Below are 24,652 nucleotides of genomic sequence, written 5' to 3'. Positions count from 1 at the left end.
TATTAATTTCCTGAATTTTTAAAATTACTAGGGCCAGAATAACCAGAAATATTAGCAAGTTCTTTTAAAGGAATACCACCTTCATATAATTTGCCATTAATTTGCCAGGTAGGTAAAGCTCTAATATTGGTTTTGTCACAAAGTTCTGTTTGCGGGTTTTTTCCGCGAGGATCGCATTCAATGCGAATACTTTCTTTAATAATTTTGTCCGCTTCAGTGCCAAATTGTCGCTCTTGCCAATTACAAACTGTACACCAAAAAGTAGCGTACATTTTGGCATTTATTTTTTTTAAATGATTCGCTAAAGCAACTTCTGGAATCACATTAGAATTGGCAGATGGTAATAGAGATACAGATTTTTTAGTAGGAATAGATTTAGTTACTGCTAAGATTGTTGGAGTTGCAGTTGGCGATGTTTGAGCTTTTACTTTTTCAGAGTTATTAATTGAAGAACAGCTAGAAATTAGTGCTAACGAAGTGAGAATCGCTGTGGGTAGGCTAATTTTGACAAATTGCATGATTGTCATTGATTCCATAAGTTTGGCAAATTGGATGAGCAAAAGATCGAGTAGCTGTTAATTGATTAATTTTCCAGCTTACAATAGTATTCCCACAGTTCTACCTGTTTGAACCATTTTTCCTGGTTTTTTTTCATAATCAGGAAGTATTTTAAATTTACCGGACGATCGCTTTATGATCGAAAGAAGGAGAAAGTTTTTTAGCTTAAGTCATGAAACGCATAGTTCTGATTGCTGGATTTGAATCTTTCAACGCCCAATTGTACCGCAAAGCGGCGGAGTTAGCTGTAGTACGCTGTCCTGAGTTGGACATTCGGGTGTTTAGCGATCGCGCGATCGCCACCGAACCCGATAAAGTAGAAGCAGCATTACAAGGCGCAGATGTCTTTTTTGGTAGTTTACTATTTGATTATGACCAAGTTTTATGGTTACAAGAAAGAGTTAAAAACATACCCATTCGCTTAGTTTTCGAGTCAGCATTAGAATTAATGAGTTTAACTCAAATTGGCGCTTTCAAAATTGGCGACAAACCCAAAGGAATGCCCAAACCAGTTAAATTTATTTTAGACAAATTCAGCAACGGCAGAGAAGAAGATAAACTTGCAGGTTACATCAGCTTTTTGAAAGTAGGGCCAAAATTATTAAAATTTGTCCCAGTACAGAAAGTCCAAGACTTACGCAACTGGTTAATTATTTACGGATACTGGAACGCTGGCGGAACCGAAAATGTTTCCGCAATGTTCTGGACAATAGCAGAAAAATATTTAGGGTTAAAAGTTGGCGAAATCCCCCCACCAATAGAAACCCCCAACATGGGTTTATTACACCCAGATTTTCAAGGATATTTTGAATCACCTCAAAAATATCTTGACTGGTATCAACAAAAAATCAAAACCTTACCCAATCCCCAGTCCCCAGTCCCCAGTCCCCAGTCCCCAACAGTAGGAATTCTACTTTATCGCAAGCACGTTATTACCAAACAACCTTACATTCCTCAATTAATTCGTGAATTTGAAAAAGCAGGATTAACACCTTTACCAATTTTTATTAACGGCGTAGAAGGTCATGTTGCGGTTAGAGATTGGATGACTACCGCTTATGAAACCGCGCAAAGAAAGCAGGGAAAAATCGAAACTCCTTCCTTATCGGATGAAGCAGTAGAAGTCGATGCGATTGTTTCTACTATCGGGTTTCCGTTAGTTGGTGGGCCTGCTGGTTCAATGGAAGCAGGAAGACAAGTAGAGGTAGCAAAACGCATTTTAACTGCGAAGAATGTACCTTATATTGTATCAGCACCATTGTTAATTCAAGACATTCATTCTTGGACTCGTCAAGGCATTGGTGGGTTACAAAGTGTAGTTTTGTACGCGCTTCCTGAGTTGGATGGGGCGATCGATCCCGTACCCCTTGGCGGTTTAGTCGGAGAAGACATTTACCTAATTCCCGAAAGAGTAAAACGCCTCACCGGAAGATTGAAAAAATGGATTAACTTACGCCAAAAACCCCCAGCAGAACGGAAAATCGCCATTATTTTATATGGTTTCCCGCCCGGATATGGCGCAGTAGGAACCGCTGCTTTATTGAACGTTCCCAAAAGTTTAATTAACTTCCTAAACGCACTCAAAGAACAAGGTTACAAAGTCGGAGAAATTCCCGAAGATGGCGAAGAATTAATTCGCTTAGTGAAAGAAGCAGATGCAGAAAAGGTAAGTAGGGAAGAATTTAATGAGGTTAATAAAGTTCATGTCCACACTTTAGAGAAATGGTTGGGATATTTATTAACAAATCGTATCGAAAAACAATGGAAGTCGCTCACCGACACAGGAATTAAAACTTATGAAGATGAATACCAAATTGGCGGAATCCAATTAGGAAATATTTGGATTGGCGTACAACCACCTTTAGGGATTTCGGGCGATCCAATGCGGTTAATGTTTGAGAAAGATTTAACGCCACATCCGCAATATGCAGCTTTTTATAAGTGGTTGCAGAATGAGTTTGAGGGGGATGCGATCGTACATTTCGGAATGCACGGAACAGTAGAATGGTTGCCCGGATCGCCATTAGGAAATACAGGTTATTCTTGGTCAGATATTCTCTTAGGAAATCTCCCAAACTTGTATATTTATGCCGCCAACAATCCCTCCGAATCAATGTTAGCAAAACGGCGTGGTTACGGCGTACTAATTTCTCACAACGTCCCCCCTTACGGGCGTGCAGGATTGTACAAAGAATTAGTAACTTTGCGCGATTTAATTTCAGAATATCGGGAAGATCCGCAAAAGAACTATGTCCTCAAAGAAGCAATTTGTAAAAAGATTGTCGATACTGGTTTAGATGCAGATTGCCCATTAGAAGAAGCAAGAAAATTAGGAATTGACTTCACTCCTGAAAACGTCAGAATGTTTAGCGCTGATGTTTTTAATAATTACTTGGTGAAGCTTTACGAATACCTGCAAGTTTTGGAAAATCGTCTCTTTTCTTCCGGTTTGCACGTTTTAGGAGAACCACCAAACGAAGAAGAAATGGCATCTTACCTAAATGCTTATTTTGGGGAGGAGAGGACTGAAGTCCTCACAACAGACACAAATCAAATTCGTAATTTGTTGATGCAAACAACCGATGAATTAACTAATTTATTGCGGGGATTAAATGGCGAATATATTCCCCCTGCGCCCGGAGGTGATTTATTAAGAGATGGTGCGGGAGTTTTGCCAACTGGGAGAAATATTCATGCTTTAGATCCTTATAGAATGCCTTCACCTGCTGCTTACGAAAGAGGGCGAGAAATTGGTCAAAAAATCATCGCCCAAAACCTCAAAGAAAACGGACAATATCCCGAAACAATAGCGGTAATGTTGTGGGGATTAGATGCCATTAAAACTAAAGGTGAATCTCTGGGAATTCTCTTAGAATTAGTAGGTGCTGAACCAATCAAAGAAGGTACTGGGCGAATTGTTCGTTACGAATTAAAACCATTAGCAGAAGTCGGACATCCTAGAATTGATGTGTTAGCAAATCTTTCCGGTATTTTCCGCGATAGTTTTGTTAACATTATCGAACTTTTAGATGATTTGTTTCAACGTGCAGCTGATGCGGATGAACCAGAAGAGCAAAACTTTATCCGCAAACACGCTTTAGCATTGAAAAAACAAGGTGTAGAAAATGCCACTGCACGCTTATTTTCTAATCCTGCGGGTGATTATGGTTCCTTAGTAAATGACCAAGTTACTGCTTCAAATTGGGAAACAGGCGATGAATTAGCGAACACTTGGCAAGGGCGAAATGCTTTCAGTTTTGGCAGAAAAGATAAAGGAGAAGCGCGAACCGAAATCCTCAACCAATTGCTACAAACAACCGAAAGAGTTGTGCAACAAATCGATTCCGTTGAATATGGTTTAACTGACATTCAGGAATATTACGCTAACACTGGCGGATTGAAAAAAGCGGCAGAAAAACAACGAGGAAAAAAGGTTAGTGCGAGTTTTGTGGAAAGTTTTTCTAAAGATACAACTCCCCGCAATTTAGAAGATTTGCTGCGAATGGAGTATCGCACAAAATTATTAAATCCCAAATGGGCAGAAGCAATGGCAGATCAAGGTAGTGGTGGCGCTTATGAAATTTCCCAACGGATGACAGCGTTAATTGGTTGGGGTGGTACTGCTGATTTTACTGATGATTGGGTTTACGATCAAGCTGCGGAAACTTATGCTTTAGATGCAGAAATGGCAGAGAAATTACGCAAAGCAAATCCCGAAGCTTTCCGCAATATTATCGGCAGAATGTTAGAAGCAAATGGGCGTGGTTTTTGGCAACCAAGTAAAGATAAATTGCAAAAATTGCGGGAGTTGTATGAATTGACAGATGAAGAATTGGAAGGTGTTACAGTTTGATTTGGAGGAAATTGAACGATGATTAATCCATTACTAGAAAAAGAACTTATGGCTCAACTTAATAAATTGAGTGATGAACAACAACAGCAAGTGCTGGACTTTGCGCGATTTTTAGCGATGAAAAACCCGGTTGGCGTACCAGGTAAAGAGTTGCTGAAATTTGCAGGTACTATTTCCCATGAAGATGCAAAAATTATGTTAGAGGCAGCAGAGGAAAACTGGGGACAGGCAGATTTGAAAAGTTGGTGTGAATGAGTAGTAGATTCCTGTTAGATACAAATATTGTCATTGCTTTACTTCAAGGAGACGCTTCAGTTCAGCAATACTACGCGGAAGCTGAAGCTATCTTTGTTCCCAGTAATTATCCGATTTAAATTAATCAAAATTATGTCAAACACATTTACTGCAATCTTTGAAAAAGTAAACGACTGGTATATTGGCTATGTTGAAGAGTTATGCGGTGCCAATGTACAGGAAAAAACCTTGGAAGAAGCAAGAGAAAGTTTACAAGAAGCTATAGAATTAATCCTAATATCTAACCGCGAACTAGCTGAAAGAGAACTTTCTGGTAAAGATGTAATCCGCGAACAGATCAAGGTGAATATTTAGTGAAACGAAGAGAACTCATTCAATATTTAGAATTAAACGGCTGCTTGTTTCTTCATGAAGGTAAAAAACCTACCATTCATATTTGCAAAGATTTAGAAATATTTAATTATACAAACCGATCGCATCAATTACACTAAAAACACCAACCCAATTTCAATTAATGATGTATGGATGAGCAACTGATAGCTGCGATCGAAGCTAAAAACTTTCAGCGGGTTGAAGAACTGCTGGCTGCTGGAGCTAATCCTAATGCGAAAAAAGGCGATCGGACTGCTTACCAACTCGTCCCTCACGGCGCTGATAATATCAAATGTGCCCTCATTGAAGCTGGAGCGGAAGACCCCGAACTGAAACACGCCTTAGTGTGGGTAATTTTTACAGGTAGAGTAGAAACAGTTCGCGTTTTGATTGAAAAAGGGGCTGATGTCAACGTTTCTACCTATTCAGGTACACCGATTCAAGCAGCAGCACGTCAAGGATATACAGAAATTGTTGAATTACTGATTGCGGCTGGAGCCGATGTGGATGCTGGGAGTAGTATTAGTACTCCGCTACAAGACGCGATCGAACACGGACATACCGACATAGCTCTCAAGCTGATTGCAGCAGGCGCAAATCCCAATGGGGCATCTAGTTTTAACCCAGCCAAACCGATCGCAATGGCAGCTGCTCAAGGCTCTCCCGAAGTGATTCGCGCTTTGATTGCAGCAGGAGCGAATGTAAATATAAACATATCGCATATTACCTTGAATCGCTTGAAGCTCCAGAGGGAAACTGCCTCTAACTTGCAAGCCGCTTTTGGCGCTATGGAAACCGTTGGACGGATAATGGATTCTTTGGAAGGTTTGGAAGATACCGATGAAGTACCAGCCCAAATCCAAAGCGAAATGGCTCAAATTGAATCAGTATCCGCTCAAAGCCGAGTGCGTTCAACCGAACCTGAAAATGCCGTCGATACAACCCCTATAATTATTGCGGCTCGTTGCGGTCATGCAGAAGCTTTGACTATTTTATTAGAAGCTGGAGCCGATCCCCATTGCAAAGACGGTGAGGGATTGTCAGCTTATGATTGGGCAGTACGGAATGAATATCCTCAGATTTTGGCAGTTTTACGTCAATTTGGGATTGATGGAACCCGGATTAGTCTTGAGGAAAGGCTTTTAGTTGCAGCCGAGAATGGAAATGTTGCTTTGGTGCGAGATTGTTTGGGGCAAGGTGCAAATCCCAATACACGAGATGCTCGACGTAAAACCCGCGATCGCACTCCCTTAATATTAGCCTCCACAGCAGGGCATTTGACCGTTGTCCAGGCATTACTCGCCACAGGCGCAGATCCCAACCTTACCGATCGAGGTGCTGACGCACAACCCGTGCCAAAATCTTTACTCGAACACAGCGATCCAGAAACGATTCTGAGCATGGGGTTTCGTTTCGGACGCAGTGCCTTGATGTATGCCGCAGAAAGCGGACATCCTGAAATTGTACGAGTTTTGCTGCTTTCAGGTGCAAATCCCGATCGTCAAGATGCCGTAAATTATACCGCTCTAGCTTTAGCTGCCGAAAACCGACACTTAAATATTGTTCAAGCATTAGTAGCAGCAGGCGCAAACGTGAATCAGTCCGTCACCTACGGCAAAACTCCTTTGATGCTTGCCTGTGAGAAGGGCACTGTGGAAATGGTAGAGTTTTTACTCGATCGAGGTGCCCAAGTAAATGCTGTTTCTCAAGATAGGAATACTGCACTAGCTTTAGCTGCTGGAGCAAGTCATTATGTAGAAGTCGATCGAGATGTTCGCAGTTCGGGGAGTGGAATTCGGGAATACCGAGATGACGGCAGTTGCTGGGAGTGGCAGGCGTTACCGGAAGAGCGAGTAATTGAAATGGTTCAGTTACTCCTAGAAGCAGGTGCAGATCCAAATTTGCCTAATTGTGAGACTACGCCTTTAAATGAAGCGGCAAGAAAAGGACACCTGGGTTTGCTACAAATATTGTTAGGGGCTGGAGCTAGTCTGGAGGTGCGATCGCGTAACGGAAACACAGCCGTATCTGAAGCTAAACTATACGGTCAACAGCATATTCTGGCATTTTTGCGCGAATATACTGGAACCGACTTGAGCCAATTTCAGCAGCGTCAATCTCAGCGCCCCACTGACAATGATGATTTCGAGGACGAGGAAGATTTTGCAGAAAATGACGAACGATGGGGAGAAGAACTCTTGCCGCCCGACTTCTCCAATGCTGCCCAAAATCCTGAGTATCAGCAAGCAGTCAACGACTTAGCTGAAATTTGTGGCAGTACGCCCACCCTCATCAGTGAAGATCGTCCCGGTTGGTTTTCTATCCACGTCAATAGCAAACGCCGCAAAGATATTAAAACCGAAGAACTGCAACGCCAATTTTTGCAACGGGGTTGCTTTGTCTATGAATTCAAGTACTCCAGAAAGGAGCCAGAAAAGCTTTGCATTTTACCGACTACAGATAAATATGATGCGATCGCCCTACACCAAACCAACGGGTGCAATTATGGCATTGGGCCGGGATATGTTGTTCAATGGTTGAAAGACCTCGAACAGGAACAACCTTTTGTATTAACCTGTATTGCCCACGATACCCTAGCCGGAAGGTTCTTAACTCCTATTGAAAACCCAGAAGAATTAGCAGCACGGATGTATGATTTTTGCTCAGATATTGTCGAGCAAGGTTGCGGTTCAGTCGAATTTTTAGCAGAAGAATTGGCTTCCAGTCAAAAATTATTCTTCTGGTGGGATTAAAGCATCTTCGTAAGTTCAACTCAGGAGGATACTCGCATCATGGCAACCGAGATTCAAACTAATCAAAAAAGCCTCTATGAAATAGATTTTGTCAACTGGGTTGAAACCACAGTAGAACAATTGCAGAATCAAGATTATGCCAATGTAGATTGGACGAATTTAATCGAAGAAATTGCAGATATGTCAAAACGGGAGCGGAAAAGCTTAAAAAATAATCTGATAGTAGTTCTGCTCCATCTTCTCAAATGGCAATATCAACCAGAATTTCGCAGTGGTAGTTGGCGAGGAAGTATTCGAGAACATCGCAGACGCATCAACGATGATTTGCATGATTCACCAAGTTTAAAACCTTATTTGCTAGAAATATTTGCTGAGTGTTACAAAAATGCTCGTGAACAAGCAGCAGATGAAACAGGTTTACCATTAACAACTTTTCCAGAAGATTGTCCTTATACACCTGAACAATCTCTAGATTCTGATTTCTTACCAACAACCGACTAATCAAATGATTCTGTATTTGTCGTTCAAATAAGCTACACTAAAAGCAGTTTTTTCAACCGTTTCTGTGACTATGCGATCGCTCGATCAACTAACCCAAGAACTGCTATCTTTACCCAGTACATCAAGAGCATTACTAGCTGAAAAACTTGTAGAAAGCCTTGAATTCGACACAGATCCAGCAATTCAATCTGCTTGGTTAACTGAAGCAAAAAGACGGCGAGATGAAATAAAAAACAATACTGTTGAGCCAATTTCAGGAGAAGAAGCATTAGCACAAGTAAGGCGACTTCTTGAGCTATGAAATAAGTTTTCCATCCTGAAGCACTCACTGAATATTCTGGATTTTACCATAATCTTTGAACTAAGTAAGCATCAAAAACAGCATCACCGCTCAGAATAGGTATCTGTTCTACTATAGATTGTGCAATTATTAGGCGATCGAACGGATCGCGATGATGAAGAGGTAGAGATACTACCGCATCAATATGATCTAAATTAATATTTAGGATGTTGATACTATTAGCACTAATTTGCTGTTGTATGAACGTCTTAAAAGGCAGATTAAAACTCAGCTTACCTATGCTTTGTTTAATCGCCATTTCCCAAATACTAACTATGCTGAATAGCTTCTCGTTATTTTCATCTTCAATTAACGTTTTTACTGATAAACTAAGTTTAGAACTATCGGTAACAAACCAAATAAATGTATGAGTATCCAACAACAATCTCATTGCAGATAGTCCTCAAAATCTGCTATTGGTTCATCAAAATCATCGGCTATAGTTACCATTCCTTTAGCACTTCCCGCTTTAGCAGGCCAAGTTTTTTTTATTGGTGGAACAGGCACCAATTTGGCAATAGGTTCCTCATCTTTAGTAATTACAATTTCTTCCCCTTTCATTGCTGCTTCAATTAATTTCAATAAATCTTTAGATGCTTCTGAAACATTTACTTTTAGCATAAACTTACCCTTCGATAACCAATTACCAACTAATCAAATATCCGTATCTTCATACAACTCCAACAATTTTTGCTGTTGAGTTTTCCGGGAAGTCCGCCGATATTTTTTCGCCTCTAATCTCGGTTCAAATTGACTCCCACCTTTGCGTTTAGTTTTTACTTTCATAACTGCATCAGGATCGGATTGTTGATTTAAATGTTCTTGGCGGGCGATCGCACTGTCCAAAAACTCCAAATAATGCTCATATCTCTCCCAATCTCCCCGCACCGCACAGTTAGGCTCATCCCGATGTAAACAATCACTAAACTGACAGCTATCTTCAGCCAAACGCTCTCTAATTTCGGGAAAATACTGCGTTAATTCTTCTGGACTACAATCAAGATCTGGCTGATTAAAACCCGGAGTATCTGCTAAATAACCGCCCTTTGGTAACTCAAACAATTCAACGTGCCTAGTCGTATGTCTTCCCTTACTTAATTTCCCCGAAACTTCCCCGACTCGCTGTTCCAAACCAGGAATTAAATAATTAATTAAACTCGTTTTTCCTACCCCAGAAGGCCCTGCCAACACGGTAATTTTATTGTTTAATTTAGCAGTTAATTCATCTAAACCGCTGCCATCATAAACACTAATAAATATTGCTTCATAACCCCAAGCAGATAAGCGATCGCGCCAAGCTTTTTGTACTTCCAAACTCACCAAATCGCTCTTATTCAAACACAAACTCACCTCCAATTCAGTAGATTCTGCCTTCACTAAAAATCTACTCAATTGAAAAGGCTCTAAATCCGGTTCTGCTAAAGCAAAAACTAAGATAATTTGATCGGCATTCGCGATCGGAGGTCGATCGAGTTCCGTATCTCTAGGCAAAACCTGCGCGATCGCACCCCGTCCCCCCGCCCAATCAGGCTCTTCAATCTCCACGCGATCGCCCACCATCACCTGCTGACCGATTTTCTTCAGCCTCGCCCTCCGGGTACATAGTAAAGAGGTGAGGGGATGGGGAGGTAGGGGGATGGGGGGAGTTTCTAGCTCTAGATCTCTCCCCATCTCCCCATCTCCCCATTTCCCCATCCCCCCATCTCCCCATCCCCCCATCCCCCCATCTCCCCATCTCCCCATCTCCCCATCTCCCAACTTCACCCGATAAAAATTCGCCTGCACAGCTAACACAGTTCCCCACAACGGAGAAACTGCCTTATCGTCATCTGCTGCACTCACGCTCAACTCGCAGGTCGCCGGACTAAAATGGCAAAAAAATCAGTCCGGTCTTCTATTTGTTCGATGCGATAACCTTCCATTGTCAGGCTATCAGGAACCTGCTCGATCGGCTCTCCAGGATCTAGCCATACTTCCAACAGAGAACCGGGAGCCATTTGCTCCAAGCGCAATTTCGTGCGGACAAAATTAATCGGACAAGGAGTGCCTCGCAGGTCTAGCTGGGCATCCGGGGTTGATAGGGCAGAGTTACTCATTTGTGGAAAATATTTCCAAAGAATCCTTCAATACCGCCTTTACCAGTGCGTTCGCCCCTAATTTTAGCCAACTTTTCTAACAATTCCCGCTCCTCTGGAGTAATCCGATTCGGGATTTCAATATCCACAGTAATCAGATGATCGCCCCGACTCACTGGGTTGCCTAACTTTGGTACGCCACGATTTTCCAATTTTAAAACAGTATTTGGCTGCGTACCTGGGGGAATCATCAACTCCTGTGGGCCATCCACTGTATTGATTTCCAGCCGACCTCCCAAAATAGCCTGTAAGTAACTAATTTCCACTTGTGACAGGATATTGATTCCTTCCCGTTTAAACTCTGCATCTTCGTTGACGAATAAGTATACATACAAATCACCCGGAGGGCCACCGCGTTGACCGCTATCGCCCTCTGAAGCAACACGCAGACGAGTCCCATCATCCACACCAGCGGGAATGGTAATTTTCAGCTTTTTGGTAATTTGCTTTTGGCCTCGACCATCGCAGTTTTCACACTTATCTTCAATCACCTGACCGCTACCGTTACAGGTAGGACAGACAGAAACTTGAGTAAAGCTGCCAAAAGGAGTGCGTGTCACTCGCCGCACTTGACCGGAACCCGTACAGGTTGCACAAGTTCTAGGTCGAGTCCCTGGTTTAGCACCTGTACCGCTGCAAACTTCACAGGTTTCTAAGTGAGAAATGCGAATTTCCTTCTCGCCACCAAACACAGCTTCGCGAAAATCTAATTTTAAATCTAATCTCAGGTCATCGCCTCTAACCGGGCCTGTGGGTCTTCGTCCAGTGCGAGCCCCCCCGCCTACGCCGCTTTGACCTGCGAACCCGCTAAAGAAACTTTCAAAGATATCGGCAAAACCGCCCATGTCGCCAAAGTCTTGAAAGCCTTGTGCCGCTGCACCTTCTACTCCAGCTTGACCAAAGCGATCGTAACGCGCCCGCATTTCGGGTTCGGAAAGCACTTCGTAAGCTCGGTTAATTTCTTTAAAGCGGTCTTCCGCCCCAGGTTCTTTGTTCACGTCTGGGTGGTACTTACGAGCCAGACGGCGGTAGGCTCGCTTAATTTCTTCTTGGTCGGCGTTGCGAGCAACACCTAGAGTTTCATAATAATCGGTGGACATAGAGGACTGGTACAGGTTTAAGTTTTAAGTTATGAGTTTTGAGTTCTGAGTTTTAAGTTATGAATTTAACTCAAAACTCTCTTCATGATTGGCAGGATAGTTTTTAGTTTCGAGTTATGAATTTTCCGTTATGAATTTAACTCAAAACTCAGAACTCAAAACTCAAAACTACTACTAGTCTACGGCTTCGTAATCTGCACTCACCGTGCTTTCATCTTCAAAGTTGAAATCGAAGTCTTCGTCCTCACTAGCTACGGTTAGGGGATCTTCTACAGGTTCATGATCGGAGGCAGAGTAGGAGTCTACAACTTCTGTTTGACCTTGGTTGGCTTGCTGATATACTGCTGCACCAATATCAAACAGCATTTGTTGGAAATCATCTACTAATTGTTTCATCTCTTCTATAGAAATGCCTGGATCGTTGATCGCGCCTCTTAATTCTGCCGCCCTTTCTTTGGCGTAAGCTTGCATTTCGTCGCTAATGAATTGACTATTATCTTTCATGGTCGATTCATAGCTGTAGAACAAGCTATCAGCTTGATTCTTGATTTCAATTAGCTGTTTGCGTTTCCGGTCATCTTCGGCAAACATTTCCGCTTCTTGCCGCATCCGTTCCACTTCTGCCTGAGTCAAACCACCCGTATTAGTAATCCGAATGCTTTGCTCTCGACCCGTACCTTTGTCTTGCGCTGCCACTTTGAGAATGCCATTCACATCAATCTCAAAAGACACTTCAATTTGTGGCACTCCCCTTGGTGCTGGGGGAATCCCTGCGAGCAAGAATTTACCCAAACTCTTGTTATCACGAGCCATTGCCCGTTCCCCTTGCAAGACGTGAATTTCCACCGATGTTTGTCCATCGGTAGCGGTAGAAAATACTTGAGATTTACTGGTGGGAATTGTCGTATTCCGTTCAATAATTCTCGTAAATACCTCGCCTAAAGTTTCAATTCCCAAGGACAAGGGTGTGACATCCAACAGCAACAGGTCTTCTACTTCCCCACTTAACACGCCGCCTTGAATGGCTGCACCTAAAGCTACCGCTTCATCTGGATTTACCGATCGATCCGGAGTTTTGCCATTAAAAAACTTCTTCAGAGCCTCTTGAACTGCCGGAATCCGAGTCGAACCACCAACTAGAATTATCCGATCGATATCCTCTGGCTTCAAATCAGCATCTTTGAGAGCTTGGTTCATTGGTTCAATGGTGCTTTCCACTAAATGACTCACCAAATCTTCAAAGTTCGCTTTGGTCAGTGACATCTCCAAATGTTTTGGCCCACTGTCATCTGCTGTAATAAACGGCAAATTAATCGAGGTTGTCACCATACTGGAAAGTTCAATTTTTGCCTTTTCCGCTGCTTCCCGCAACCTCTGAAGCGCCATTTTATCAGCACTTAGGTCAATGTCCTCAGCTTCTCTGAAGTTCTCAATCATCCACTGCACTATGCAGTTGTCGAAGTCATCGCCACCCAAATGGTTGTTCCCAGATGTCGCTCTAACTTCAAACACCCCATCGCCTAATTGCAAAATCGAGACATCAAAAGTACCGCCACCCAAGTCAAATACCAATACTTTCTGCTCTTCGTCTTGTTTATCCAATCCATAAGACAGCGCAGCTGCTGTTGGCTCGTTAATAATTCTTAATACTTCTAACCCAGCGATCGTTCCTGCATCTTTAGTTGCCTGCCTTTGAGCATCGGTAAAATAGGCAGGCACCGTAATCACTGCTTGTTCTACGGGTTCTCCCAAGAAATTTTCGGCATCCTGCTTCAACTTTTGTAGAATCATCGCCGAAATTTCCTGGGGAGTGTAAGCTTTTCCCCGCACTTTTACATCAACCGTATCGTCTTTACCCTTAACGCAGTTATAAGGAACTTGGGAGCGCTCTAGTTCTGTATCATCCCAACGACGACCAATAAAGCGTTTAATGCTATAGATTGTATTTTCGGCATTCATTACCGCTTGTCGCTTCGCCAGTTGACCGACCAACCGCTCATCAGATTTGCCAAATCCCACTATACTAGGCGTAGTTCGCCCACCTTCGGAGTTAGGTATGACGATCGGTTGACCGCCTTCTAGAAAGGCAACACAACTATTCGTAGTGCCCAGGTCGATGCCAATAACTTTTCCCATAGATCGCGGCAGTTTCTCGAAGAGTGCTTCTGTTCAGGCTTGTTGTAACTTAGGTTTGGTAGATTGAAATTTTAAAGATTTTCAATTGAATTTACAATCTCAAATCTAAAATCACCACACCCTTAACTTTCCGGTGATTCAGCAGGCTGGCTTTCCTCTGAGGGTATCATGTGCTCACCCTGAGCAGCAACTTTCACCACTGCATGACGCAGGACTCGTTCCCCCAAAAAATACCCCGGAATCAGTTCCTCAATCACCGTTCCTTCGGGATACTCATTTGTTGGTTCCTGAATCGCCGCCTCATGTAAATTCGGATTAAATTCTTGCCCCTTTGGACGCATCGGCGATACTCCCAAACTTTTCAGAGCCGTTACCATTTGCTTGTAAATGCTTTGATAGCTTTTGTGAATATTTTTCTCTGCGTCTGTTTGGGGTTTAATTTGAGCTTGGGCTCGCTCAAAATTATCCACCACTGGTAAGAGCGCACCAAGGGTACTACACTTTACCTGCTGATCCAACTCTTCCTTTTCTTTTTGGCTGCGCTTGCGGAAATTATCAAAATCTGCCGCAATTCGCATATACTGGCTGGTACGTTCGTCCAACTGCACTTTTAATCCAGCTACCTCCTGTTCTAGGGCAGCAATTTCTGCTTCCATTTCTTCCCATTCAGCGGCATCTGCTGCTGAAAAAGCTTCCTGATCCAGAGGAGCATCGGTAGCAGTCGCTTCCGCGTTTAGCTCTGTTTCCAGATGGGCTGAATTGTTGTTCTCTTCAGCAACGTTAGGGTCTATATTTTCCGTTTGTTCTGTCTGTTTAGATTCTTCTATCATCATCCACTTACCCAGTTAAGAGACTGCTAGCTATAGCCAACTAATTGCTCTAAAAATAGATTTTGCGCTAGCTCCCCCTTAACTTTACAAAAAAAACAGTAATAAAGCTCACTTTTTCTGGGTCATTATCGAGCTAGTGTCTAATTTCTCGAACTAGTCAATCCCTGTTAATTATTCTACTTTGCTCTTTAGGAACAAGGTAATACTTTTCCTAAAATCTATTGCCAGCCTCTACCTAGAGGGTTGGTTAAGGCTATCATCTTGGAAAGGTAGAAGAAAAATATTCTCCCTTGACTGGCTCATCTATGAGGAATCGGACTGCTAACAACCGCAAATCCCAATTAATTGGTAATTTTGTGAGTTTAGCTTAATTTCAGACTGAGAGCTTGTACTGTATCCCCAGGAAAAGGTGTAGCTTCCTGAAGCGGCTATTTTTCTCTTTAGGAGTCCCCCGATCGGAAAATTCAGTGTTCGAGATCCCAGTCTGGTGAAAATTTGGCAAAAACTTTTGGGAATACTCTATAAGGAGAACTTCTGCATCAGCTATGACTAACTCTTCATCATTTCCAAAACGCTCAACCAGCGTGATCGTCCAAAACTTTTCGCCCTTTGGCAATAAGTTGATCCAAGCGGGCTATGTTAATCCTGAGCAGATGAAGCAAGCGATGGTCGAAAGTCGCTCATCAGGAAGACCTTTAACAGAAATTTTAGAGTCGCTTACCGGAAGACAGTTACCCCCTGACTTATTACGTCAGTACAAGAAACAGCAGCTGTTTGAATTAAAAATTCTCTTCGGTGTAGAATCTCTTGACCCCGAAATTACGGATGTGCCCGTTAATCAACTAGGGGAGTTGATTGACACTTTAATTCCGATCGATATCTGTCGTCGTTATCGTTTAGTACCTTTATCTAAAAATGATACTCAGCCGCCCAGCGTGCTGATTGCGATGGTCAATCCTGACGACCTGGAAGCTTTGGATGACTTGAACCGGATTTTACGGCCTCAAGGGTTGGCATTGCAACGGATGGTGATTACGCGAGAAGACTATGAAAACCTGATTACCAAATATTTAGATGAAGAAGCAGAAAGATTAGAGAAACGAGAACGGGAAAAACAAACTGATGTTAGCGGCATTTTAGATGAGCTAAATATTGAAAGTTTGGAAGATGCACCGGAAGAGGGTGAAGACCTTAAAGAAGGTGAAGAATCATCGGCTCCAATTATTAATTTAGTGAATAGAATCCTGATTAAGGCTTTGCAGGAAGGTGCTTCGGATATTCACGTTGAGCCGCAAGAGGAAACTTTACGCGTTAGATTCCGCAAGGATGGGGTGTTGCAACAGGCATTTGACCCGTTACCGAAGCAGATTATTCCAGCGGTGACGGCTCGGTTTAAGGTAATTTCGGATTTGGATATTGCGGAACGCCGACAAGCACAGGATGGTCGGATTCGCCGGATGTTTAATGGACGGAAGATCGATTTTCGGGTGAGTACGTTACCTAGCCGCTACGGGGAAAAGGTGGTGTTGCGGATTTTGGATAACTCGGCGACTCAGCTGGGGTTGGATAAGTTAATTACTAATCCAGATAGTTTGGCGTTAGTCCGAGAGATGGCGAGTCGTCCGTTTGGGTTGATTCTGGTAACGGGGCCGACGGGTTCTGGTAAGTCAACGACTTTGTACTCGGTGTTGGCAGAACGGAACGATCCGGGGGTAAATATTAGTACGGTGGAAGACCCGATCGAATACACTTTAGGCGGGATCACTCAGGTGCAGGTAATTCGGGAAAAAGGTTTAGACTTTGCCACTACCTTACGGGCGTTCTTAAGACAAGACCCTGATGTGATCCTGGTGGGTGAGACGCGGGACAAGGAAACGGCGAAAACTGCGATCGAAGCGGCACTCACAGGTCACTTAGTATTAACTACTTTACACACCAATGATGCCGCAGGTGCGATCGCTCGTCTAGACGAAATGGGCGTAGAACCATTCATGGTGTCCGGTGCTTTAATCGGTGTACTGGCACAAAGGTTAATGCGGCGCGTTTGTGTCGATTGTCGCATTCCCTACACGCCTACACCAGAAGAACTAGCACGCTTTGGTTTAACAGCATCCGGTGATGTAGACCTGTTAATTTACAAGGCTAATACCATTCCCCCAGCCGAAAGAATCACCAACGATCGCAACATCTGCAAAACCTGTAAAGGCGTTGGCTACAAAGGTCGGGTTGGGGTTTACGAAGTATTAAAAGTCACAGAAAATCTGCAACTTTTAATTAGCCAAGGTGCACCTACCGAACGGATCAAAGAAGCGGCTGTAGAAGAAGGCATGATTACCTTGCTGGCATACAGTTTACAGTTAGTGCGGGAAGGTCGGACTACTTTGGAAGAAGTAGAGCGCGTCACCTTCACTGATTCTGGGTTAGAAGCAGAATTAAAAGCTAAACGCAAGAGCGCTCTTACCTGTCGCGTGTGTGATGCTGGATTACAACAGGAGTGGATTGAATGTCCTTACTGCCTAACACCTAGATTTAGCGAATAGCCTCATTCTAGGGAAAAGAATTGAGAGTTGAGGACTGGAACAAGACAAGGGAAATGGAAAAATTCACCGCGTTAGTGCATCTTCTTCCTAGTCCCTAGTCCCCACTCCCCAATCCCTGTTCCCAAAAAGACCTGAGATGATGACAAATAACCAAAACTATTTGGGCAAACTAAGAATACTAATCCAATAAATCTACTGCTACGGAGACAGTCTTATGCCAATGGAAATGATGATTGAAGACATAATGGAACAATTAATTGAGATGGGCGGCTCGGATATGCACATCCAAGCTGGTGCGCCTGTCTATTTCCGGGTCAGTGGTAAACTGGGGCCTATTGGTGAGGAGCCGCTGACGGCAGAAGAGTGTCAAAGGTTAATTTTCAGTATGCTCAATAACTCGCAACGGAAGGATTTGGAGCAGAACTGGGAATTAGACTGTGCTTACGGGGTGAAAGGATTAGCTCGGTTTCGGGTGAATGTTTACCGGGAACGGGGGGCTTGGGCGGCTTGTTTGCGAGCTTTGTCTTCTAAGATTCCGAATTTCGATAAATTAGGGTTGCCGGATGTGGTGCGAGAAGCCACCGAAAGACCGAGAGGGATGGTGCTGGTGACTGGGCAAACGGGGTCAGGAAAGACGACGACGATGGCGGCGATGATTGACTTGATCAATCGTACCAGAAACGAACATATTCTGACTGTGGAAGACCCGATCGAATATGTATTTCCCAACATTAAAAGCTTGGTTCACCAACGGCAAAAAGGCGAAGATACCAAGAGTTTTGCTAACGCCTTGAAAGCAGCATTACGGGAAGACCCAGATGTAATTCTAGTGGGTGAAATGCGGGACTTAGAAACGATCGGCTTGGCAATTTCCGCAGCAGAAACAGGTCACTTGGTATTTGGAACTTTGCACACCAACTCAGCCGCTCAAACTATCGATCGGATGTTAGACGTATTCCCACCAATTCAACAACCCCAAATTCGGGCAATGCTTTCTAACTCCCTAGTAGCTGTATTTAGCCAATGCTTAGTACCAAAACAAAATCCCAAACCAGGAGAATTTGGTCGGGTAATGGGTCAGGAAATTATGGTGATTACACCTGCGATTTCTAACTTAATTCGGGAGGGGAAAACTTCCCAAATTTACTCGGCGATTCAAACCGGAGGTAAATTGGGAATGCAAACGATGGAAATGTCCTTAGCCAATCATTACAAATCTGGTGCGATTTCTTACGAAGCGGCAATGGGTAAATCTTCTAAACCTGATGAATTACAAAGGTTAATCGGGCCTGCACCAGCTGGAATGAAAGTAGGAGCAGCCCACTAAGTTAAGTTAGGATAACTGTGTTAGGTAATAGGTAAGAAGTTTTGAGTTATCAGTTTTGAGTTAAAACTTTCTCTATATTCAAAACTCATAACTCACTCATAACTGTTTAAGCCAATTACCGGATAAACAAATTAAATTAAAGAAAAAGTTTGGTGTTAACTATGCCTACTTTCTTAGCTCAAGTTAGGGACTCTCAAGGAGTTGCCAAAAAAGAAAAGGTAGTTGCCGAATCTCTCAGGGATGCTCGCGCCCTTCTGAGAGAGAAAGGCATGATAATTCAAGACCTCAAAGAAGCAAAAAGCTTTAACTTGAAAGACTTTGATTTTAAAGCCGCAATGGCGAAAATCACGGTCAAGGATAAAGCAATTTTCTCTCGTCAATTTGCTGCGATGGTAAATGCTGGGGTAGCTTTGGTGAGAGCTTTGGGGGTATTAACTGAACAATGTACTAATCCAAAGTTGAAAAAAGCTTTGGTGGGAATTAGTGCGGATGTAAATGAAGGGATTGCTCTAGCAGAAGCAATGCGAAAACACCCAGATTGCTTTGATAACCTCTATGTGGCAATGGTAGAGGCAGGAGAAGTTGGTGGGGTGCTTGATGAAGTGTTAAACCGGATTGCGAAGTTACTGGAAGATGCGGCGAGATTACAAAACCAAATTAAGTCGGCGATGTCTTATCCGGTGGCGGTGGGAAGTTTGGCGATTCTAATCTTTATTGGGATGACGACATTTCTGTTACCAATTTTTGCGAAAATTTTTGAAGATTTGGGAACGGAATTGCCGCTATTTACCCAAATGATGATGGGTATTAGTGAAATTTTCCGGGGGCCATTCCTGCCAGAACCGAAAAGAAATTACTGGGTATTTGTGGTTATTGGTGTGATTGTTGGGGCGAATATTGCCTATAAGCAATATTACAAAACTCCGGTTGGTCGCTTACAAATTGACAAGTTTTTTCTGAAAGCGCCAATTTTTGGTGATTTAACGGAAAAGACTGCTGTAGCACGTTTTTGCCGTACTTTTGGGACTTTGACTCGTTCTGGGGTACCAATTTTAACTTCTTTGGAAATTGTGCGGGATACGGCGGGTAATGTGGTAATTTCTAATGCGATCGAATCGGCGCGAAAAGAAATCCAGGGCGGGGGGATGATTAGTATTGCTTTGCAGCGAGAAAAAGTATTCCCTATTCTAGCGATTCAAATGATTAGTATTGGGGAAGAAACGGGAGAAATTGACAAAATGTTGATGAAGGTTGCCGATTTCTATGAAGATGAAGTTGAGCAAGCTGTAAAAGCTCTGACAAGTGTCCTAGAACCACTGATGATGGTGGGGATTGCTTGTATTGTGGGTGCAATTCTGTTGTCAATGTATCTGCCGATGTTTGCAGTGTTCGATAAGTTAGGCTAATCGATAGAGATGCCGTTTGTTTGGGCTATCTAAAATAAGAAAAGAATTTGGCAAACCATCGCAGTTCCAGACAGGAAAATGTCGATACAACAATTTCATTACGAAGAGTTACTCGCAGAATATAGTAGTCAAATAGGGGCGATCGAGCTACTGAAGCAACATCGACCCTATTTTGAGCTAATTCCTAGTCTGCGCCGACCGCAAGAAAGTTTGATTACTATCCCTTTGCCGATCGTGCGCTTAAGTCAAAGCATCACATCAACGAAACATAGTGGTGTAGTAAAACCAGGAAGACAAGCAACTTGTTTACCCTGCGATGTAGCAATTTTAATGTGTGACCCGGAATGGAAAATTAAAACGGGTGCAGAAATTTTAGTGTTTATCCATCGTCCCGATGAAGAGTTTTCCGAACTGTTAAATCGATGGCGACAAACTCAGGTTTATTTGGATAATGGTTACGAGTGGGTGATGCCTTCCCGGTACAATCATATTTTGAGTGAAGGGGCAGATAAAGTACATCCACTGTTTGTAATTTATGCAGAAACTCCAGAGCGAATTAAATCGGGTTTAAAGGGTGCTTATTTACCGTTTGTGGTGCAAACTTTGACTGTAGTTCAGGAGGAAATTCCACCTGCTTTATCTCCTGAAACTCCAGCAACTTAGGAGTAGGGAAATTGAATTTAAATGCGGAACAGGTTACATAGCTAAATACGGGGACTTACGCTGTTGATTAGTTGGTTAAGTTGCGTAAGTCCTCAACAATTTGTACTTTTTGGAGTGGGGTATAATGGCGCAAGATTCGGTAGCGGCGTGGCAAAAGTTAATTGATGTGGTGGCGAAGTTGCGATCGCCTAATGGTGGTTGTCCTTGGGATTTAGTGCAAACTCCGCAATCTTTAATTCCTTATGTAATTGAAGAAGCTTATGAAGTTGTAGATGCGATTAGGTGTGAGGATAAAAGTGCGATCGCAGAAGAATTAGGAGATTTACTTTTACAAGTAGTTTTACAATCACAAATTGCTAGTGAATCTGGTCAATTTACCATCAAAGAAGTAGTTGAAGGAATTACTGAAAAATTAATTCGCAGACATCCTCATGTTTTTGGGAATGTGGCTGTAGAAAGTGTTGAAGAAGTGCGACAAAATTGGGAACAAATTAAAGCAGATGAAAAGGGAGAAACTCCAGATAAGCAACAATTACTCAGTACGAAACTTAGTCGTTACGCTCGAACTTTGCCACCTTTAACTGCGGGAATGAAAATTTCCCAAAAAGCAGCGGCTGTGGGTTTTGAATGGGACAAAATTGAGGATGTTTGGGAAAAGTTTAATGAAGAATTGGCAGAGTTTAGATACTCCATTCAACATGAAACTAAGGAACGGCAACAGGAAGAATTAGGCGATTTGTTATTTGTAATAATTAATTTGGCAAGGTGGTATGAATTAGACCCAGCGGCAGCTTTGCAAGGAACAAATCAACGCTTTGTCCAGAGAATTGTTAAGATGGAGGCGGCGACAGACCGCCCGCTTTCGGATTATTCTTTAGAAGAGTTGGAACAACTTTGGCAACAAGCAAAGGCTAAGTTGGCGGCGCAAAAAGAGCAAACAAGTGGCGATCGTACCGAATGATAACTTTTCTTTTCTAAAACAATTGACTAATTAGCTATGTAATCGCTAAATTTACTGTTGAATAGTAGCAGTAGATTTGCGGAGGATTAATGTTACGATTTGTATTAAAATACCTGAAATTATCTGCTGTTACTGTCAGTGTGGTGCTGGGAATCCCTACGATCGCTCAAGGCGCTTACCTAAAACTGTGGGATAATGGGCCATCAAGTAACCGAGTTGATATAGTTTTTCTGGGAGATGGGTACACAGCAGCAGATATTAATACCAGCTACAACGCTGATATTAATTCCATGCTCAATTGGATGTTTTTTAGCAATGAAAATCCCTATCCCAGATACAAAAACTTTTTCAACGTTTACCGTGTAGATACTATTTCTCAGGAAAGGGGAGCAGATGTTCCTCCCCAAGGCATTTTTCGCAATACTGAATTAGATGCAAGTTACTATTTTGACGGAGTAACGGAACGGTTACTTTATGTCAATGAAACAAAAGCTTACCAAGCTATAACAAATAACTTACCCGATCCTTCATTAGCAGAAGTTCGTTTAGTGACAGTTAATGATACTAGATATGGAGGTGGTGGGGGAAATTTTAGTGTTTATGCGGGTGGAAATAGCAACGCTACAGAAATTGCACTTCATGAATTAGGACATAGCTTTAATAAGTTAGCTGATGAATATGATTATGACGATTCAGCAATTTATACTGGCGCAGAACCCGCAGCAATTAATATTACTAAATCTCCCACAGGTGATAAGTGGTCGCAGTGGTTAGGTTACGTTCAACCGGGGATTGGAGTTATTGGTGCTTATGAGGGTGCTGGTTTTTATGAAAAAGGTTTATTTCGACCTTCTTTGAATTCAAAAATGCGGAGTTTGGGTCAACCTTTTGATGCGGTGAGTCGAGAAAAGATTATTTTAGATATTTATGATTTAGTAGACCCTTTGGACAGTTGGCTGGATAATAGTAATATTTTATTGAATCCTGAACAACTTTGGATAAAGCCGATCGATCCCAGTGTGATTAATGTTAATTGGTATGTGAATGATATTTTAATCCCTGGTGCTATAAATCAGTGGTTTGATTTGGCAAATTATGGTTTCGATCCTGGGTTTTACAAAATCACGGCTAAAGCATTCGATCCCACTGATTGGGTAAGAGTTAACCGCAATCGTTTAGAGCAAACTATCACTTGGAATGTAGAGGTTTCGGTTCGCAAACGAGTTTCTGAACCTGGAACTTTGTTAGGGTTGTTAACTATCTGTATTTTCGCTTTGGTTAGTTGTGAGAGAAAAGGCAATTTATCTTAAACTTAGTGTTAAATTGACCATATTTCGATAGTAATCAATTACTTCGCTGGCTGAACCAGTACATTTAATTTTACCTTGTTCTAACCAAATTACTCGATCGCAAAATTGCTCAACTAAATTCAATTCATGGGATACTAATAAAACTGTAGCATTAGCATCCCAGAAATTTTTTAGACGTTGTTTGCATTTCTTTTTAAATCTTTCGTCGCCGACTGCTAACACTTCATCTAAAATTAAAATATCTGGTTCGATATCAGTGGCGATCGCAAAACCCAACCTTGCTACCATCCCTGATGATAAAGCTTTTAAGGGTACTGAAACATAGTCTTCTAACTCAGCAAAAGCTAATATTGAGTTGACTTTTTGGTGCATTTGCTTTGGAGAAAATCCCAGCATTACCCCATACAAAATAATGTTGTCTAATACAGATAAATCTGGGTCAAAACCTGCTTCTAATTCAATCATCGGCGCAATTTTGCCTCGAACTTTTACCTGACCGTGAGTTGGTTTTAAAATTCCACAAATCACTTTTAACAGGGTAGATTTACCAGAACCGTTGACACCAATTATTCCTACTTTTTCGCCTGTTGCTATGCTTAAATCAACCCGGTCTAAGACTAATTTTTTGATGGGTTTATGATATTTCCCTTCCAAAACAGACAAAATTGTTTTCTTCAAGTCGTAAGAAAATTCTTCTTGGGTTCTGCGCCATAAAGACACTTGTTCTAAGCAGATTGCTTGCATTTATAATAAATCCATAAATTGCGATCGCCAATTATAAAACAATTTACATCCTACAGCTAAAATAACACAACTAGTTAATAAAGAAGTGCCCGCCAAGCTGAGGTCTGGTAATTCTCCTGATAAGGCAATCTGACGAATACTGCCAATAATCCAGGTGAGAGGGTTGAGGGCTAAAATTGGGCGAATATTTGCCGGAACAATCTCAATTGGATAAAATACCGGAGAACTAAACCAAATTAGGGAAACTACTAATTCGTAGAAATATGGTAAATCTCGAAAGAAAACAAATAAAGCACTAACAAGTAATCCCACTCCTGCACAAAAGCAAACTAAGGATAATAATGGCAGTATCAAAGCTAACACATTAATTAAACTTTGGGAAGTTACTAATGTGGCAATTACTAAAAATGGCAAGGAACCGCAGACAAACTGAAAGACATTTGCGGCAATCATTGATATGGGAAAAACATTGATTGGCAAGCGAATTTTATTTAACAATCCCCCGTTACATACCACACTAGTTAATGCTTGAGTAGTGGAAGCAGAAAAAAAGTTAATTACCACTAACCCAGCAAACACTTCTAACATATAATTGACCAGGGAATTGTCGTAATATTTTAAAAATGCCATACCAAAAATTGTGGTATAAGCTGCGGTCATTAGTAAGGGATTTAGCAATGACCAATATATGCCTAAAATTGAACCGCGATAACGGACTTTGAGATTGCGCGTTACCAATACCTGCAACAATTCCAGATAGCGGACTAGGTTAGCATCCTGAAAAATTAATGTTTTACTCACTCGCACCACTTCACCCTATCTCTGAAAGACCATTCTTGTACTAAGCTTGGACTATACGCTGCTTTCT

23 protein-coding genes are annotated in these 24,652 nt (G+C 42.2%); 13 read left to right on the top strand and 10 right to left on the bottom strand.

From position 1 onward, the window contains the following. Positions 1-2: 2 nt before the first annotated feature. Positions 3-536 carry a hypothetical protein gene (locus tag ACE1CA_RS23305; RefSeq protein WP_486517501.1) on the bottom strand — a complete coding sequence of 178 codons (534 nt, stop codon included), beginning with the start codon at positions 534-536 and terminating at the stop codon, positions 3-5. A gap of 194 nt (positions 537-730) precedes the next feature. Here ACE1CA_RS23305 and bchH point away from each other — a divergent pair, with 194 nt between their 5' ends. From bchH to ACE1CA_RS23270, 7 genes are all read left to right on the top strand, one after another. Then, entirely contained in the window at positions 731-4,411 is a 3,681-nt protein-coding gene (gene bchH, locus ACE1CA_RS23300; RefSeq protein ID WP_413277672.1) for a magnesium chelatase subunit H, read from the top strand. An 18-nt stretch (positions 4,412-4,429) separates the two neighbouring features. Continuing rightward, positions 4,430-4,666: a DUF2281 domain-containing protein gene (locus ACE1CA_RS23295; RefSeq protein ID WP_413277671.1), complete on the top strand. Its 237-nt coding sequence runs from the start codon at positions 4,430-4,432 to the stop codon at positions 4,664-4,666. Beyond that, a complete protein-coding gene (locus ACE1CA_RS23290; protein ID WP_413277670.1) occupies positions 4,663-4,785 on the top strand; it encodes a PIN domain-containing protein in 123 nt (40 codons plus the stop codon). The genes ACE1CA_RS23295 and ACE1CA_RS23290 overlap by 4 nt, the downstream gene beginning before the upstream one ends. 13 nt (positions 4,786-4,798) lie before the next feature. Continuing rightward, positions 4,799-5,020 carry a type II toxin-antitoxin system HicB family antitoxin gene (locus ACE1CA_RS23285; protein ID WP_413277669.1) on the top strand — a complete coding sequence of 74 codons (222 nt, stop codon included), beginning with the start codon at positions 4,799-4,801 and terminating at the stop codon, positions 5,018-5,020. 167 nt (positions 5,021-5,187) lie between these two features. Continuing rightward, complete coding sequence (locus tag ACE1CA_RS23280) at positions 5,188-7,791, top strand: ankyrin repeat domain-containing protein (RefSeq protein ID WP_413277668.1); 2,604 nt, start codon at positions 5,188-5,190, stop codon at positions 7,789-7,791. 39 nt (positions 7,792-7,830) lie between these two features. Then, on the top strand, positions 7,831-8,292 hold the full coding sequence (locus ACE1CA_RS23275) for a DUF29 domain-containing protein (RefSeq protein ID WP_413277667.1): 462 nt from the start codon (positions 7,831-7,833) through the stop codon (positions 8,290-8,292). Positions 8,293-8,362: 70 nt separating this feature from the next. Further along, positions 8,363-8,593, top strand: a complete 231-nt coding sequence (locus tag ACE1CA_RS23270; RefSeq protein ID WP_413277708.1) for an addiction module protein — start codon at positions 8,363-8,365, stop codon at positions 8,591-8,593. Positions 8,594-8,636: 43 nt separating this feature from the next. Here ACE1CA_RS23270 and ACE1CA_RS23265 read toward each other — a convergent pair whose 3' ends face one another. The 7 genes from ACE1CA_RS23265 to grpE form a co-directional block, all read right to left on the bottom strand. Beyond that, on the bottom strand, positions 8,637-9,023 hold the full coding sequence (locus ACE1CA_RS23265) for a type II toxin-antitoxin system VapC family toxin (RefSeq protein WP_413277666.1): 387 nt from the start codon (positions 9,021-9,023) through the stop codon (positions 8,637-8,639). Beyond that, a complete protein-coding gene (locus tag ACE1CA_RS23260; protein ID WP_413277665.1) occupies positions 9,020-9,253 on the bottom strand; it encodes a type II toxin-antitoxin system Phd/YefM family antitoxin in 234 nt (77 codons plus the stop codon). The genes ACE1CA_RS23265 and ACE1CA_RS23260 overlap by 4 nt, the downstream gene beginning before the upstream one ends. Positions 9,254-9,286: 33 nt before the next feature. Next, positions 9,287-10,480 (bottom strand): small ribosomal subunit biogenesis GTPase RsgA, encoded by a 1,194-nt coding sequence (gene rsgA / locus ACE1CA_RS23255; protein WP_459563604.1) that lies wholly within the window; start codon positions 10,478-10,480, stop codon positions 9,287-9,289. Beyond that, positions 10,477-10,728, bottom strand: a complete 252-nt coding sequence (locus ACE1CA_RS23250) for a sulfurtransferase TusA family protein (protein ID WP_413277663.1) — start codon at positions 10,726-10,728, stop codon at positions 10,477-10,479. Before ACE1CA_RS23250 ends, rsgA begins: the two co-directional genes overlap by 4 nt. Then, positions 10,725-11,867, bottom strand: coding sequence for a molecular chaperone DnaJ (gene dnaJ, locus ACE1CA_RS23245; RefSeq protein ID WP_413277662.1), 1,143 nt, complete (start codon positions 11,865-11,867; stop codon positions 10,725-10,727). The genes ACE1CA_RS23250 and dnaJ overlap by 4 nt, the downstream gene beginning before the upstream one ends. Before the next feature lie 174 nt (positions 11,868-12,041). Next, a complete protein-coding gene (gene dnaK, locus ACE1CA_RS23240) occupies positions 12,042-14,003 on the bottom strand; it encodes a molecular chaperone DnaK (protein ID WP_413277661.1) in 1,962 nt (653 codons plus the stop codon). A gap of 122 nt (positions 14,004-14,125) precedes the next feature. Then, entirely contained in the window at positions 14,126-14,833 is a 708-nt protein-coding gene (gene grpE / locus ACE1CA_RS23235; protein ID WP_413277707.1) for a nucleotide exchange factor GrpE, read from the bottom strand. Between the two features lie 545 nt (positions 14,834-15,378). Between grpE and ACE1CA_RS23230 the strand changes: the two genes are divergently transcribed. From ACE1CA_RS23230 to ACE1CA_RS23205, 6 genes are all read left to right on the top strand, one after another. Further along, positions 15,379-17,373: a GspE/PulE family protein gene (locus tag ACE1CA_RS23230; RefSeq protein WP_413277660.1), complete on the top strand. Its 1,995-nt coding sequence runs from the start codon at positions 15,379-15,381 to the stop codon at positions 17,371-17,373. A gap of 220 nt (positions 17,374-17,593) precedes the next feature. Then, on the top strand, positions 17,594-18,700 hold the full coding sequence (locus tag ACE1CA_RS23225) for a type IV pilus twitching motility protein PilT (RefSeq protein WP_413277706.1): 1,107 nt from the start codon (positions 17,594-17,596) through the stop codon (positions 18,698-18,700). 161 nt (positions 18,701-18,861) lie between these two features. Beyond that, on the top strand, positions 18,862-20,106 hold the full coding sequence (locus tag ACE1CA_RS23220; RefSeq protein WP_413277659.1) for a type II secretion system F family protein: 1,245 nt from the start codon (positions 18,862-18,864) through the stop codon (positions 20,104-20,106). 78 nt (positions 20,107-20,184) lie between these two features. Next, entirely contained in the window at positions 20,185-20,769 is a 585-nt protein-coding gene (locus tag ACE1CA_RS23215) for a hypothetical protein (protein ID WP_413277658.1), read from the top strand. A 124-nt stretch (positions 20,770-20,893) separates the two neighbouring features. Beyond that, positions 20,894-21,730 (top strand): nucleoside triphosphate pyrophosphohydrolase, encoded by an 837-nt coding sequence (mazG, locus tag ACE1CA_RS23210; protein ID WP_413277657.1) that lies wholly within the window; start codon positions 20,894-20,896, stop codon positions 21,728-21,730. A gap of 89 nt (positions 21,731-21,819) precedes the next feature. Continuing rightward, the gene (locus ACE1CA_RS23205) at positions 21,820-23,040 is read left to right on the top strand and encodes a M64 family metallopeptidase (RefSeq protein WP_413277656.1); all 1,221 of its coding nucleotides are present in this window, start codon (positions 21,820-21,822) and stop codon (positions 23,038-23,040) included. Here the strand turns inward: ACE1CA_RS23205 and ACE1CA_RS23200 are convergent. Further along, entirely contained in the window at positions 23,032-23,784 is a 753-nt protein-coding gene (locus ACE1CA_RS23200) for an ABC transporter ATP-binding protein (protein WP_413277655.1), read from the bottom strand. The genes ACE1CA_RS23205 and ACE1CA_RS23200 overlap by 9 nt on opposite strands. Next, complete coding sequence (locus ACE1CA_RS23195) at positions 23,785-24,585, bottom strand: ABC transporter permease (RefSeq protein ID WP_413277654.1); 801 nt, start codon at positions 24,583-24,585, stop codon at positions 23,785-23,787. It lies immediately after the preceding gene. Positions 24,586-24,652 lie beyond the last annotated feature (67 nt).

The sequence above is a fragment of the Floridaenema evergladense BLCC-F167 genome (assembly GCF_041929205.2).
GTDB classification, from domain to species: domain Bacteria; phylum Cyanobacteriota; class Cyanobacteriia; order Cyanobacteriales; family Aerosakkonemataceae; genus Floridanema; species Floridanema evergladense.
This window is presented reverse-complemented; position numbering and strand designations above follow the sequence as displayed.

What these genes read in the sequence shown, in the direction of transcription:
- ACE1CA_RS23305 (WP_486517501.1), bottom strand. Translation starts at nt 536, where the DNA reads ATGGAATCAATGACAATCATGCAATTTGTCAAAATTAGCCTACCCACA.
- ACE1CA_RS23295 (WP_413277671.1), top strand. Translation starts at nt 4,430, where the DNA reads ATGATTAATCCATTACTAGAAAAAGAACTTATGGCTCAACTTAATAAA.
- ACE1CA_RS23285 (WP_413277669.1), top strand. Translation starts at nt 4,799, where the DNA reads ATGTCAAACACATTTACTGCAATCTTTGAAAAAGTAAACGACTGGTAT.
- ACE1CA_RS23230 (WP_413277660.1), top strand. Translation starts at nt 15,379, where the DNA reads ATGACTAACTCTTCATCATTTCCAAAACGCTCAACCAGCGTGATCGTC.
- ACE1CA_RS23275 (WP_413277667.1), top strand. Translation starts at nt 7,831, where the DNA reads ATGGCAACCGAGATTCAAACTAATCAAAAAAGCCTCTATGAAATAGAT.
- ACE1CA_RS23200 (WP_413277655.1), bottom strand. Translation starts at nt 23,784, where the DNA reads ATGCAAGCAATCTGCTTAGAACAAGTGTCTTTATGGCGCAGAACCCAA.
- bchH (WP_413277672.1), top strand. Translation starts at nt 731, where the DNA reads ATGAAACGCATAGTTCTGATTGCTGGATTTGAATCTTTCAACGCCCAA.
- ACE1CA_RS23215 (WP_413277658.1), top strand. Translation starts at nt 20,185, where the DNA reads ATGTCGATACAACAATTTCATTACGAAGAGTTACTCGCAGAATATAGT.
- ACE1CA_RS23225 (WP_413277706.1), top strand. Translation starts at nt 17,594, where the DNA reads ATGGAAATGATGATTGAAGACATAATGGAACAATTAATTGAGATGGGC.
- ACE1CA_RS23280 (WP_413277668.1), top strand. Translation starts at nt 5,188, where the DNA reads ATGGATGAGCAACTGATAGCTGCGATCGAAGCTAAAAACTTTCAGCGG.
- dnaJ (WP_413277662.1), bottom strand. Translation starts at nt 11,867, where the DNA reads ATGTCCACCGATTATTATGAAACTCTAGGTGTTGCTCGCAACGCCGAC.
- ACE1CA_RS23205 (WP_413277656.1), top strand. Translation starts at nt 21,820, where the DNA reads ATGTTACGATTTGTATTAAAATACCTGAAATTATCTGCTGTTACTGTC.
- ACE1CA_RS23290 (WP_413277670.1), top strand. Translation starts at nt 4,663, where the DNA reads ATGAGTAGTAGATTCCTGTTAGATACAAATATTGTCATTGCTTTACTT.
- ACE1CA_RS23270 (WP_413277708.1), top strand. Translation starts at nt 8,363, where the DNA reads ATGCGATCGCTCGATCAACTAACCCAAGAACTGCTATCTTTACCCAGT.
- ACE1CA_RS23220 (WP_413277659.1), top strand. Translation starts at nt 18,862, where the DNA reads ATGCCTACTTTCTTAGCTCAAGTTAGGGACTCTCAAGGAGTTGCCAAA.
- grpE (WP_413277707.1), bottom strand. Translation starts at nt 14,833, where the DNA reads ATGATAGAAGAATCTAAACAGACAGAACAAACGGAAAATATAGACCCT.
- dnaK (WP_413277661.1), bottom strand. Translation starts at nt 14,003, where the DNA reads ATGGGAAAAGTTATTGGCATCGACCTGGGCACTACGAATAGTTGTGTT.
- ACE1CA_RS23250 (WP_413277663.1), bottom strand. Translation starts at nt 10,728, where the DNA reads ATGAGTAACTCTGCCCTATCAACCCCGGATGCCCAGCTAGACCTGCGA.
- mazG (WP_413277657.1), top strand. Translation starts at nt 20,894, where the DNA reads ATGGCGCAAGATTCGGTAGCGGCGTGGCAAAAGTTAATTGATGTGGTG.
- ACE1CA_RS23265 (WP_413277666.1), bottom strand. Translation starts at nt 9,023, where the DNA reads ATGAGATTGTTGTTGGATACTCATACATTTATTTGGTTTGTTACCGAT.
- ACE1CA_RS23260 (WP_413277665.1), bottom strand. Translation starts at nt 9,253, where the DNA reads ATGCTAAAAGTAAATGTTTCAGAAGCATCTAAAGATTTATTGAAATTA.